This is a genomic window from Paraburkholderia sp. BL17N1 (genome assembly GCF_003634175.1).
Taxonomy (GTDB): domain Bacteria; phylum Pseudomonadota; class Gammaproteobacteria; order Burkholderiales; family Burkholderiaceae; genus Paraburkholderia.
Window position 1 is genome coordinate 1,671,961 of record NZ_RBIW01000001.1, and the last position, 12,729, is coordinate 1,684,689.

The 12,729-nt window shown below is 61.1% G+C and carries 11 protein-coding genes, 2 tRNA genes and 1 rRNA gene; 6 read left to right on the forward strand and 8 right to left on the reverse strand.

The annotated features are described in order from the left end of the window. Positions 1-103 precede the first annotated feature (103 nt). Entirely contained in the window at positions 104-601 is a 498-nt protein-coding gene (locus B0G82_RS07330; protein ID WP_116118452.1) for an Lrp/AsnC family transcriptional regulator, read from the forward strand. Positions 602-690: 89 nt separating this feature from the next. Here B0G82_RS07330 and B0G82_RS07335 read toward each other — a convergent pair whose 3' ends face one another. The 8 genes from B0G82_RS07335 to paaA all read right to left on the reverse strand — a co-directional run bounded on the left by B0G82_RS07335 (position 691) and on the right by paaA (position 6,969). Then, positions 691-1,359 (reverse strand): GNAT family protein, encoded by a 669-nt coding sequence (locus B0G82_RS07335; protein ID WP_121307064.1) that lies wholly within the window; start codon positions 1,357-1,359, stop codon positions 691-693. A 242-nt stretch (positions 1,360-1,601) separates the two neighbouring features. Next, positions 1,602-2,210 carry a TetR/AcrR family transcriptional regulator gene (locus tag B0G82_RS07340; RefSeq protein ID WP_121307065.1) on the reverse strand — a complete coding sequence of 203 codons (609 nt, stop codon included), beginning with the start codon at positions 2,208-2,210 and terminating at the stop codon, positions 1,602-1,604. Positions 2,211-2,224: 14 nt separating this feature from the next. Next, the gene (locus B0G82_RS07345; RefSeq protein WP_121307066.1) at positions 2,225-3,037 is read right to left on the reverse strand and encodes a DUF1835 domain-containing protein; all 813 of its coding nucleotides are present in this window, start codon (positions 3,035-3,037) and stop codon (positions 2,225-2,227) included. Between the two features lie 148 nt (positions 3,038-3,185). Further along, on the reverse strand, positions 3,186-4,274 hold the full coding sequence (gene paaE / locus B0G82_RS07350; protein WP_121307067.1) for a 1,2-phenylacetyl-CoA epoxidase subunit PaaE: 1,089 nt from the start codon (positions 4,272-4,274) through the stop codon (positions 3,186-3,188). A gap of 1 nt (position 4,275) precedes the next feature. Next, complete coding sequence (gene paaD, locus B0G82_RS07355; RefSeq protein WP_121307068.1) at positions 4,276-4,827, reverse strand: 1,2-phenylacetyl-CoA epoxidase subunit PaaD; 552 nt, start codon at positions 4,825-4,827, stop codon at positions 4,276-4,278. Between the two features lie 7 nt (positions 4,828-4,834). Further along, positions 4,835-5,638 carry a 1,2-phenylacetyl-CoA epoxidase subunit PaaC gene (gene paaC / locus B0G82_RS07360; RefSeq protein WP_106286038.1) on the reverse strand — a complete coding sequence of 268 codons (804 nt, stop codon included), beginning with the start codon at positions 5,636-5,638 and terminating at the stop codon, positions 4,835-4,837. 8 nt (positions 5,639-5,646) lie between these two features. After that, positions 5,647-5,931, reverse strand: a complete 285-nt coding sequence (gene paaB / locus B0G82_RS07365; RefSeq protein WP_007179854.1) for a 1,2-phenylacetyl-CoA epoxidase subunit PaaB — start codon at positions 5,929-5,931, stop codon at positions 5,647-5,649. Positions 5,932-5,970: 39 nt separating this feature from the next. Continuing rightward, on the reverse strand, positions 5,971-6,969 hold the full coding sequence (paaA, locus tag B0G82_RS07370; protein WP_116143825.1) for a 1,2-phenylacetyl-CoA epoxidase subunit PaaA: 999 nt from the start codon (positions 6,967-6,969) through the stop codon (positions 5,971-5,973). Positions 6,970-7,186: 217 nt separating this feature from the next. On the opposite strand from paaA, the gene B0G82_RS07375 reads away from it, so the two are divergent. From B0G82_RS07375 to B0G82_RS07395, 5 genes are all read left to right on the forward strand, one after another. After that, positions 7,187-8,809 (forward strand): NAD(P)/FAD-dependent oxidoreductase, encoded by a 1,623-nt coding sequence (locus B0G82_RS07375; RefSeq protein ID WP_116118447.1) that lies wholly within the window; start codon positions 7,187-7,189, stop codon positions 8,807-8,809. 89 nt (positions 8,810-8,898) lie between these two features. Further along, positions 8,899-10,167 carry an SGNH/GDSL hydrolase family protein gene (locus B0G82_RS07380; RefSeq protein WP_121307069.1) on the forward strand — a complete coding sequence of 423 codons (1,269 nt, stop codon included), beginning with the start codon at positions 8,899-8,901 and terminating at the stop codon, positions 10,165-10,167. A gap of 481 nt (positions 10,168-10,648) precedes the next feature. Then, positions 10,649-12,179: ribosomal RNA gene (locus B0G82_RS07385) — 16S ribosomal RNA — on the forward strand. An 81-nt stretch (positions 12,180-12,260) separates the two neighbouring features. Then, a tRNA-Ile gene (locus B0G82_RS07390) sits at positions 12,261-12,337 on the forward strand. Positions 12,338-12,390: 53 nt separating this feature from the next. Then, a tRNA-Ala gene (locus tag B0G82_RS07395) sits at positions 12,391-12,466 on the forward strand. Positions 12,467-12,729 lie beyond the last annotated feature (263 nt).

Sequence of the window (12,729 nt, forward strand, 5' to 3'; positions counted from 1 at the left end):
CGCAAGTGTAAAGGCCTGTCTGCGGCGAAAACTTGCGAACTTAATCGCGTGTCGATACGCTGACGCTAGTTTCTAGCTCAACAGTTCGAATGGATGGCAGAAAATGGCCAATACAGAGATAGACGCCATCGACAGGCGGATTCTGGCGATTCTTCAGGAGAATGGCCGACTGTCGAATCAGGAGATCGCCGAGCGCATCAATCTATCGCCCAGTCCGTGTCTTCGGCGCATCCGTCGGCTGGAAGAGAGCGGCGTGATACGCGGCTATGTGGCGCTGCTCGACGCACAGCAGCTTGGGCTCGATTTGCTTGCCTATGTGAATGTGCGACTGGAAAAGCGCGGTGGTCCGGCGCTCAGTTCGCGCGGCGACGCCACTCATGCGGATCTGTTTCGCGCGGCGGTGCAGACGTGGCCTGAAGTGGTGGCATGTCACGCAATGACCGGCGACATGGATTATTTGCTGCGCGTTCAGGTGAAGGATATGGCGCACTTTTCGCGCTTCGTGCAGGATCAGTTGCTGCACCATCCGTCGGTAATCGACGTGAAATCGAGCTTCTCGCTGGAAAAGTTTAAGGAGACGACCGCGCTGCCGATCTTGTGAGGTCAGCGTCGCGTGCGAGGCGGCGGGCGCGTGCAAACAAAAAGGGCGGCCACGTGGCCGCCCTTTGTTCTTGCTGAAGCTTGGTGCTCTCAGGCTGCGACAGCCGTCGGCATGAACGACTCGAACAGCTTCGATGTGCGACACGCTTGCCGCTTGAGCGCGTAGTCGAACACGGCAGCCTGTTCCTGCAGCATTTCCGTGATGATGCTCGATTGATCCGCCGGCGACAGCGTGAGGTACGCGTCTGCCTCACCGTAGGCATATTCGATCTTCATGCCTGCCTTCTTCGCGATATGCATCATGGTCGAATTGCGCGACAGGCAGTGCATGTACAGCATGCCGACGTGCGTATTGCGGCTGCGAATGGCGGCGCGTTCGAACAGCTTCGAGCCGATGCCCTGGCCACGGACGCTTTCCAGCACGGACACGCCGAACTCGGCCGTGCGCTTGTCGCCTTCGGCCGGCAGATAAGCCAGGTGGCCGACGCCGGTCAACTCCAATTCATTGTTGAAGACGCCGAAGACGGTGTCGCGCTTGAAGTCGATCGCACGAACATAGTTTTCGATGACGTGGTCCGGCACGATCTGGCCGAAGCGTAGGAGCCGGTCGTCTTCGTCGAGCGCGAGGAAGTGGGTGAGCAGGCGCTCGCGGTCGACTGCGGTGAGTTCGCGGACCAGAGCAGGCGCACGACCGGCTGGCTGCATCAAACGATCATGCGCAACGATCGGCTCAGCAGCGCGGGGTGTAGTCAAGTTCATGGTCGGGTTCTCCTTTTGGTCGAGCGGCGTGGTGCACCGCAAAAGCAATTTTAGCGGAGATACACACTGCGCACTAGGGAAAACCCGTATCAATATTTGAAGGGAGTGCCTAAAAAGTTTGCGCCCTATTTTTATGCTTTTGATTTTAAAGAATAAATAAATGATACGAGCGTTCGCGACACGATGTCGCACATCGATCACACCGGCACGTCATTTCGTCTGTATATTGCTGCAATGCAGAATCAGGCCTCACTTGAACTCAAGCCGTGGTCCACCATGCCGACAACCTGCTCGGCGAATTCACGGTAACCCAGCCGGCCGTCGGGCTTCAGCCAGGTGAAGGTCCAGTTGATCATGCCGAACACCATCATGGTGAGCGCGGTCTGGTTGTCGCGCGTGGCGCGCTCCGGATAGGCGCGCGCCAACTGCCGCGCAAAAGCCGCCACCACGTCACGCTGGCGGTTCAGGATCACTTCGCGCTGGGTATCGACCAGATATTTCACGTCGTTCAACAGCGCGACGTGCCGGCTATGCGACGTCTCATACTCCGACAGAAATGCCCGGATCAGCTCGGCGAAGGTTTCCCGCTCCGACAAGCCGCGCCGCTGACTCGCGCCTTCCACCTCCGCGATAATCAGCATGAGCCGCTTGGTATAGCGGTCCAACAGATCGAACAGGATCGCTTCCTTGCTCGCGTAGTAGTGGTAGAGGCGCGCTTTCGAAGTGCCGCTCGCGGCGGCGAGGTCGGCCATCGAGGTGCTGGGATAGCTGGTCTGGGCGAACTTCGCCGCGGCGAGTTCAAGAATCTGCTCGCGCTGAGTTTCGTGGTCGGGCGCTCGGGTGCGGGCCATAGTCGTCTGTTCTATTAGTGTGGACAGGGTGCGAACGCTGCGCACAATTCGAGCGTGCGCCAGCCGTTCGCGTCGCCGCGCAGCTTGATGCGTCGGGTTGCGGCCAGTTCCCGGAAGCGCCACAGCGCAATGCTGTCGCTCACCAGGAAACCGAGTTCGGCCGTCATCAATTCGGCGGCAACGCGCGCGGCGGGCTGCCAGTCTTCAGTGACGTGCTCGAAAATCAGCGCGTCCAGCTCTGCGAAGCTGCCGCTCGTGAACGTATTGTCGCGCCAGCGCCGCGTTTCGCCGTTCGCGTGTTTGACTTCCTGCCATTCGAGCGCGAGCCGGCTGATGCGCAGCACCGAGATCGGCGCGGCGTCCGCCAGACGGGATTGCAGCACGGGCGGCGCAAACATGCCGACCGACGTCGCGCGGTCTTTGCGGCTGTGCGCCCACGCGTCCGGATCGGTGAGATCGCGAATCGACAGACGCACTTCGTTCAGGCGCTGCGGGTTATTGCGCAGGTGGTAGCAGACGCGGCGCAGCATCAACTGATCCGATGCGCTTTCGCCGTGCCAGACCACCAGATTCGCGTCGCCGCGCGCAATATTCTCCAGCGCCGCGGCCTGCTCGCGGAATTCCCTAAGGAAATCGCGCTTCGTGTCGGCGCTCACGCGATCCCAGAAGTCGGCGCGCACGTCGGGCGCGTCGTCGACGCCGCGCAGCGGGCCGACCGCGAGATCGTCGCGCAACGCGTGCACGCGCTCGTCGCGGCCCGCATCCCGCAACGCGGCGCGCAGTGACTCGGCGGCGACATCGCCATTGGTGAGGTGGATCGTGCTCATCGGCAGTGGTGTGGGGCGGTTAACAACACTAGGGGCCGCTCATCGACCGGAACAGGTGTCCGGTCGATGAGCGGCCCCTAGTGTAAGCGGATCGCGCACCTGCTCAAAGCGCGGCGGACGTCCAGCAGGTTCGTCCGCCGCATTCGGCTCAACGTTCGTCGTAGCTCACCACCACGCGGTCGCTGATCGGATGACATTGGCACGTCAGCACGAAACCGTCGCGGATTTCGTGTTCTTCGAGCGTGTAGTTCTTTTCCATCTTCACTTCGCCTTCCAGCACCTTCGCGCGGCAGGTGCAGCAGACGCCGCCCTTGCACGCATATGGCAGCGCGAGACCGGCGCGCAGGCCGACATCGAGCACGCTTACGCCCTGATACGGCAGGCGCAGCTTGCGGCGTTTGCCGTCGAGCACGATTTCCAGGTCGGCGGCAGGCGTGTCTTCGGTGATTTCGACCAGCGGCACGCCCGCTTGCGGCAGCGGCGAACCGAAGCGCTCCACGTGCACCTTCTCCGATGGCACGCCGGCGGCTTTCAGCGCGGCTTCGGCGGCGTCCATCATCGGAGCCGGGCCGCAAATGAAGGCTTCGTCGATCGCCTCGGCCGGCAGCAGATTCTCGATGAAGGCCGCGCACTTATCCTGATCGAGCACGCCGTTGAATAGCTCGACGTCCTGCAGATCGTCGGACAGCACGTGATAGAGCACGAAGCGGTTCATGAAGCGGTTCTTCAGATCTTCGAGCTCTTCCGCGAACATAATCTGATCGACGCTACGGTTGCCGTACACGAGCGTGAAGGTGCTACGCGGTTCGACTTCGAGCGTCGTCTTGATGATGGCCAGCACCGGCGTGATGCCCGAACCGCCCGAGAACGCCAGATATTGCTGACCCTGATCGGCGTTCAGATGGGTGAAGAAGCGCCCGTCCGGTGTCATCACGTCGATCGTGTGGCCGGGCTGCAGCGTATCGAAGGCAAAGTTCGAGAAACGCCCGCCGCGTACGCGCTTGATGCCGATGCGCAGTTCGCCGTCGCGGTCGTAATCGGTGACGCCGACGCAGATCGAATACGAACGGCGCGTTTCCTCACCGTCGATATGCGTCTTCAGCGTGACGAACTGGCCTTGCGTGAAGCGGTAATGGTCACGCAGTTCGGCGGGGACTTCGAAGGCGACCGAAACCGAATCGGCGGTTTCGGGCCGCACTTCGCGGATGCGCAGCGGGTGAAATTGCGGAGTGGCCATATCAGTATGGTTTGAAGTAGTCGAAGGGCTCGCGGCAATCGAGGCAGCGGTACAAGGCTTTGCAGGCGGTCGAGCCGAACTGCGCGAGCCGCTCGGTGTGCGCCGAGCCGCAACGCGGGCAGGACGGCGCGGGCAGCGCGCGGGGCACGAAGCGCATCACTTTTTCCTGTACGGGCATGGCCGAACCGCAATTGCCCGTGGGCGGCGCGATGCCGTAGGCGCGCAATTTTTCGCGCGCGTCGGCGGTCATCCAGTCGGTCGTCCAGGCCGGCGCGAGCACCGTGGCGATCCGATAAGGCTTGAGGTCCGCCACGTCGAGCGCATGTGCGACGTCCTCGGCAATCTGCGACATGGCCGGGCAACCGGAGTAGGTCGGCGTGATCACGACTTCGAGCGTGCCGTCGGCGGCGCGCCGCACGTCGCGCAAAATGCCGAGTTCGCGAATCGACACCACCGGAATCTCCGGATCGGGCACCGTTTCGAGCACGGCCCATGCGCGTTCAAGTGTGGCGTCGGTCATGTCGGTCGTGCGGAGGGCCGTCGAAGTCGTCATCGTTGGATTACCAGGTTGCGCCGGGATGCTGACGCGCGAGGCTCTGCATTTCGGCCAGCACGAAACCCATGTGCTCGGAATGCTCGCCGTGCTTGCCGGTCGTGATGTGCTTGACCGGTTCGGGCAGTGTCAAGGTGGCTTCGTCGAGCGTGGCGCGCACGTCGTCGAGCCACGCTGCTTCGAGGTCCGACGTCAGCGGGCCGATGCCGGCTGCCGCAATGCCTTCCTCGACGGCGTCCGTGCTAAAGAACTCCCGCGTGTACGGCACCAGATAGTCCAGCGCGGCTTGCGCGCGGCGATGCGATTCCTCGGTGCCGTCGCCGAAACGGATCAGCCACTCGCGTGCGTGGTGCACGTGATAGCTGGTTTCCTTGATCGACTTCGATGCGATCGCCGCCAGTTGCTCGTCGGTGGATGCGGTGAGGGCAGTCCACAGATGCGCCATCAGCGTCGAGTAGAGGAAATTGCGCACGATCGTGACCGCGTAATCCTTCTCGGTTTTCGCGGTGGCCGACAGCGGACCGACATGCGGCAACTCGGCGAGCGTGTAGTTGGCAAACTCGCGCTCGGCGCGAAAGTACGCGTAGTCGTCTTCCGTGCGGTTTTTGCCGGTGAGCTGCTGTTCGAGCGACGCGGCGTGTGTATACAGCAGCCGCGCCTGGCCGATCAGGTCGAGGCTCATGTTCGACAGCGCGATGTCCTCTTCGAGGATCGGGCCGTGGCCGCACCATTCGGTATTGCGCTGACCGAGGATCAGCGCGGTATCCGCGAGGCGCAGCACGTACTGAAGATGTTGGGGCGTGATGGTCATGGCCGCGCTTACATGTGGTTGACTTCGTCGGGGAGCGTGTAGAACGTAGGGTGGCGGTAGATCTTGTCGCCCGCCGGTTCGAACAGCTCCGCCTTGTCTTCCGGCGCGGACGCCGTAATCGCCGACGACGGCACCACCCAGATGCTCACGCCTTCCTGGCGGCGCGTGTAGACGTCGCGCGCCATGCGCAGCGCCATCGGCGCGTCGGCGGCGTGCAGGCTGCCGCAGTGTTTGTGATCGAGTCCCTGCTTGCTGCGCACGAAGACTTCCCAAATCGGCCATTCCTTGTTCATTGCAGATCTCCTGATTCTGTGTCCGGCATGCGGCGCGCGTTAAGCGGCGTGCTGTTGTGCGCGCTGGCGCTGTTTTTCGGCGTGGGCGAGGGCCGCTTCGCGGACCCAGGCACCGTCGTCGTGGGCCTTGACGCGGGTGGCGAGACGCTCGCGGTTACACGGGCCGTCGCCGTTCACCACGCGCCAGAATTCTTCCCAGTCGATGTCGCCGTAGTCGTGATGGCCGCGCGCTTCGTTCCATTTCAGGTCCGGATCGGGCAGCGTGACGCCGAGTACCTTGGCCTGGTCGACGGTGGCGTCGACGAATTTCTGGCGCAGATCGTCGTTCGAAATGCGCTTGATGCCCCATTTCGACGACTGGTTGCTGTGGATCGAATCCTTGTCGCTCGGGCCGAACATCATCAGCACCGGCCACCACCAGCGGTTCACGGCCTGCTGGACCAGTTCGCGCTGTGCTTCGGTGCCGGCCATCATCGACATGAGCGCGTCGAAGCCCTGCCGTTGGTGGAACGACTCTTCCTTGCAGATGCGGATCATGGCGCGCGCGTACGGGCCATACGTGCAACGGCACAGCGGAATCTGGTTCATGATCGCCGCGCCGTCCACCAGCCAGCCGATCACGCCGACGTCCGCCCATGTGGGTGTCGGGTAATTGAAAATGCTCGAATATTTGGCTTTGCCAGAGTGCAGCGCGGCGATCAGCTGATCGCGCGACACACCGAGCGTTTCCGCCGCGCTATATAGATAGAGGCCATGGCCGGCCTCGTCCTGCACTTTGGCAAGCAGAATCGCCTTGCGTTTCAGGCTGGGCGCGCGCGTGATCCAGTTGCCTTCCGGCAGCATGCCGACGATTTCCGAATGCGCGTGCTGCGAGATTTGCCGGACCAGCGTTTTGCGGTAGGCCTCAGGCATCCAGTCCTGAGCTTCGATCTTGCCGTCGGCGGCCATGACCGCGTCGAACCGCATCTGCTCGGACGAGTCTGCGCCCGCGTCTAGCGGGGCGACATTGCCGGGAATATCCAGGGATTGCGTGTACATGGGGACGCTCTCTGCGGAAGTTGTCTGTGTGCGCACAGTATAAGCCAACCGACCGGTCGGTTAATAAATTTTTTGAGATGGATCGAGCGGGCCGATGGAGGAGGGAAGAGATTCGTTAGCAAGGCGTTTCGTCTGCGCCGGCGCCCCGCCCCCACACTAAACCTATAAAATTGCGAATTGGCCGCGATTTGCGGCCTTCCTGCGTCCCCCGGTACTCATGTTACGTTTAAGCGAAATCAAACTCCCGCTCGATCATCCCGAGAGCGCCCTCGAAGCCGCCGTGCGTGCGCGCCTCGCGGAACTCGGCGTGGCCGTGGACGGGCTCATCCGATACACCGTGTTTCGTCGCGCGCACGATGCGCGCAAGCGCGCCGACATCAAGCTCACCTACATCGTCGATGCCGAGGTGACGGATGAAGCGGCGGCGCTCAAGCGGCTCGCCGACGTGCCACATTGCGGCGTGACGCCAGACATGGCCTACCGGTTCGTCGCCAAAGCGCCGGCGCAGATGACCGCGCTGCGCCCGGTCGTGATCGGCATGGGGCCGTGCGGCCTGTTTGCCGGGTTGATCCTGGCGCAAATGGGTTTCCGGCCAATCATCCTCGAGCGCGGCAAGGCCGTGCGCGAGCGCACCAAGGACACCTTCGGCTTGTGGCGTAAGTCGGTGCTCAATCCCGAATCGAATGTGCAGTTCGGCGAAGGCGGCGCGGGCACTTTCTCGGACGGCAAGCTGTACAGCCAGATCAAGGATCCGAAGCACTACGGCCGCAAGGTGCTCGACGAATTCGTGCGGGCTGGCGCGCCGGAAGACATTCTGTTTCTGAGCCGGCCGCATATCGGCACGTTCCGGCTGGTGAGCATGGTTGAAAAAATGCGCGCGACCATCCACGAGTTGGGCGGCGAAGTGCGTTTCGAAACCCGCGTCGACGATATCGAGATCGATCAGGGCAAGGTGCGGGCGCTGAAGCTGTCTACCGGCGAAACGCTGCGCTGCGATCATGTGGTGCTGGCGGTCGGGCATAGCGCGCGCGACACCTTCCAGATGCTGAACGACCGCGGCGTCTACATTGAGGCGAAGCCGTTTTCACTCGGTTTCCGCATTGAACATCCGCAGGGTTTGATCGACCGCAGCCGTTTCGGCAAGTTTGCCGGTCACAAACAGCTCGGCGCCGCCGACTATAAGGTGGTGCATCACTGCAGCAACGGCCGCGCCGTCTACAGTTTCTGCATGTGCCCGGGCGGCACCGTGGTGGCGGCGACCTCCGAACCGGGCCGCGTGGTGACCAACGGCATGAGCCAGTATTCGCGGGCGGAGCGGAATGCCAACGCGGGGATCGTGGTTGGCATCACGCCGGACGATTACCCGGGCGGCCCGCTCGCCGGGATCGCTTTTCAGCGCAAATGGGAAGAGCGGGCTTTCGAGCTGGGTGGCGGCAACTACATGGCGCCGGGCCAGCTGGTCGGCGACTTTATCGCCGGCCGGCCGTCCACGTCGCTGGGTTCGGTGGTGCCGTCCTACAAGCCCGGCGTGCATCCGACCGATCTCAGCACGGCGCTTCCCGACTATGTGATCGAGGCCATTCGCGAAGCCTTGCCGGAGATGGACAAGAAGATCGCCGGGTTCGCGATGCACGACGCCGTGCTGACAGGCGTCGAGACGAGAACGTCGTCGCCGATTCGCGTGCGGCGGCGGGACGACTATCAGAGCATGAACGTCGAAGGCCTGTATCCGGCCGGCGAAGGAGCGGGCTATGCCGGCGGGATCTACTCGGCTGCCATCGACGGGATCGAAGTCGCCGAAGCGCTCGCGTTGAAGATGGCCGGAGCGCAGACGGCCTGAGTCGGCCGCGCGCGAATGCCGTCGCAGAGACCCGCGACGGCTGGAGCGATCGGGCACAATGCACGTTTCGCCTTCAACCGACCACCCGAATGACCATTCGCACCTTGGCCGCCGCGTGCAGCGCGGCGTTGTTTGTCCAATTTGCCGTTTCCCCGACCGTTTTCGCAGCCGACGCCCCGGCACATTGGGTCACCGCATGGGCGACTGCGCTGCAACCTATTCCTCAGCGGGCGGACTTGCCGCCGCTGTATCGCGCACCCGAAGTAGCTGGGCGCACAGTGCGCCAGATCGTTTATCCGACGCTGTCCGGAAAGTCCGCGCGGGTTCATCTCAGCAATCGGTACGGTAAAACTCCGCTCGTCATCGAAGACCTGCGGATCGCGCGTTCTGCGGGTGGCGCGGCGGCTGGTAATGGTGAGGCGCGCGTGACGTTCAGCGGCAAGAGTGCAGTCTCGATTCCGCCGGGTGGCGAGCTGGACAGTGACCCCGTCGCGATCGATATCGCCGGAGGTGCGCCTTATGCCGTCAGCGCATTTATGGGGGCCGAGCAGCGTATCGTGGCGTGGCATCGTGTGTCGAACCAGGTGAACTATGTTTCGGCGCCGGGTAATCACACGGCGGATGCTTCTGCCGAGGCGTTTCGCGGTAGGTTCACCCAATATGTGTGGGTAACCGGATTGTCGGTGGATGCGGCACCTGCATCCGCGGCCGTTGCCGCGATCGGCGACTCGATCACAGACGGCATGCGCTCCAGCCTGAACCAGAATCGCCGCTGGCCCGACGCGTTGGCGCGCCGGTTTGCCGCTAGCGGCGACCGGTCGACCGCGATTGTCAATCTGGGGATCAGCGGCAACCGCCTGTTGAGCGACTCCCCTTGCTACGGCGACGCGCTCGCGACGCGCTTCGAGCACGACGTGCTCGGGCGCCCGGGCGTCAAGACGGCGATTCTGCTGATCGGCATCAATGACATCAACTTCGCGGCCATGCCGCCGCGCAATGGGCTCGATTGCGATTTTCCGCACACGTCGGTGACGGCCGTCGATCTGATTGCCGGATACCAGCGGCTGATCACCGCTGCCCGGCACGCCGGTGTGAAGCTGTTCGGTGCGACGCTCACGCCGGCGTCGCTTCCGCCGCAGCGAGAAAGCATGCGGCTCGCCGTCAACCAGTGGATTCGGACGAGCCATGCCTTCGACGGCGTGGTGGACTTCGACGCCGCGCTGCGTGATCCGGCGCAGCCGGATCGTCTGCGGCGCTACTTTGACAGTGGCGATCACATCCATCCCAGCGACGCCGGCTACGCCGCGATGGCCGACGTGGTTCCGATGGACGCGGTGGTGAATTCAACCCACAAATGAGCCGCCAAAAAAGATTTCGGTCAAACCCTTGTTATATGGCCGATGTTGACCTAAGATTCGCCTCCTCGTTGCAGAACGAGGGCCGCGGCAGAAACCAGCGGCCGTAGCGTCAACAAGGTTTTAAGCGAAAGCGAAAAATGTTGTTGACGAAACGAAAAAGAGCCTTCATAATCTCGTTTCTCTGCTGCTGATGCAGCGACGCAGAACGAAGCGGTACCGGGTGGTTGTGATGCTGACGACTGGCGGTGCGGGTTCGGTAGTGAATGCGTAATCGATCTTTAAAAATTAACAGCCGATAAGTGTGGGCGCTTGATGCGCGACGCGCCGGCGGGCCCTTCGGGATCTGCCGGAAGAAGCGAAAGTATCAAGTCTCACACAGTAATGAAAGGAAGGTTTTTCCATTGAAAGATGGAGAGATCATTCGTCAGTACGTTGAGTGAGCGACCGGTTCTTAACTGAACCGAAAAACAGTAACAGGTTTGAACTGAAGAGTTTGATCCTGGCTCAGATTGAACGCTGGCGGCATGCCTTACACATGCAAGTCGAACGGCAGCACGGGAGCAATCCTGGTGGCGAGTGGCGAACGGGTGAGTAATACATCGGAACGTGTCCTGTAGTGGGGGATAGCCCGGCGAAAGCCGGATTAATACCGCATACGATCTGCGGATGAAAGCGGGGGATCTTAGGACCTCGCGCTACAGGGGCGGCCGATGGCAGATTAGCTAGTTGGTGGGGTAAAGGCCTACCAAGGCGACGATCTGTAGCTGGTCTGAGAGGACGACCAGCCACACTGGGACTGAGACACGGCCCAGACTCCTACGGGAGGCAGCAGTGGGGAATTTTGGACAATGGGCGCAAGCCTGATCCAGCAATGCCGCGTGTGTGAAGAAGGCCTTCGGGTTGTAAAGCACTTTTGTCCGGAAAGAAAACCTCCGCCCTAATACGGTGGGGGGATGACGGTACCGGAAGAATAAGCACCGGCTAACTACGTGCCAGCAGCCGCGGTAATACGTAGGGTGCAAGCGTTAATCGGAATTACTGGGCGTAAAGCGTGCGCAGGCGGTCCGCTAAGACAGATGTGAAATCCCCGGGCTTAACCTGGGAACTGCATTTGTGACTGGCGGGCTAGAGTATGGCAGAGGGGGGTAGAATTCCACGTGTAGCAGTGAAATGCGTAGAGATGTGGAGGAATACCGATGGCGAAGGCAGCCCCCTGGGCCAATACTGACGCTCATGCACGAAAGCGTGGGGAGCAAACAGGATTAGATACCCTGGTAGTCCACGCCCTAAACGATGTCAACTAGTTGTCGGGTCTTCATTGACTTGGTAACGTAGCTAACGCGTGAAGTTGACCGCCTGGGGAGTACGGTCGCAAGATTAAAACTCAAAGGAATTGACGGGGACCCGCACAAGCGGTGGATGATGTGGATTAATTCGATGCAACGCGAAAAACCTTACCTACCCTTGACATGTATGGAATCCTGCTGAGAGGTGGGAGTGCCCGAAAGGGAGCCATAACACAGGTGCTGCATGGCTGTCGTCAGCTCGTGTCGTGAGATGTTGGGTTAAGTCCCGCAACGAGCGCAACCCTTGTCCCTAGTTGCTACGCAAGAGCACTCTAGGGAGACTGCCGGTGACAAACCGGAGGAAGGTGGGGATGACGTCAAGTCCTCATGGCCCTTATGGGTAGGGCTTCACACGTCATACAATGGTCGGAACAGAGGGTCGCCAACCCGCGAGGGGGAGCCAATCCCAGAAAACCGATCGTAGTCCGGATCGCACTCTGCAACTCGAGTGCGTGAAGCTGGAATCGCTAGTAATCGCGGATCAGCATGCCGCGGTGAATACGTTCCCGGGTCTTGTACACACCGCCCGTCACACCATGGGAGTGGGTTTTACCAGAAGTGGCTAGTCTAACCGCAAGGAGGACGGTCACCACGGTAGGATTCATGACTGGGGTGAAGTCGTAACAAGGTAGCCGTATCGGAAGGTGCGGCTGGATCACCTCCTTTCTCGAGCTAAACGCGTCAGTTGTGTAAAAGCAATGCGTTGAGCGCTCACGCTTATCGGCTGTGAAATCAGGACAGACTCAGGGGTCTGTAGCTCAGTCGGTTAGAGCACCGTCTTGATAAGGCGGGGGTCGATGGTTCGAATCCATCCAGACCCACCAAAGTCTTGTCTGGTGTGCTGATCGTCTGAAACCTCTGGGGTAGCTGTATGACTGGGGGATTAGCTCAGCTGGGAGAGCACCTGCTTTGCAAGCAGGGGGTCGTCGGTTCGATCCCGTCATCCTCCACCAATCCTCAATGCGTAGCGTTCTGCGGGCAGTAAAAGGCAGAGCGTTGTGCATTGGCGATTGAGCCAGTCAGAGTGATATGAAGCAGAGCTTTATATCGGCTGTCGTTCTTTAACAATCAGGAAGAAGTAGTAAAGAGATTCACGAAAGATCACTTAGAGATGGGTGGTTGAGTAGGTGAATCAGGGTTGTGATTGTATCAATGTATGAAAAGAGAGATCGAAAGATCGCTTTTGGAATACGGCGCAACACGAATACTCAACCTG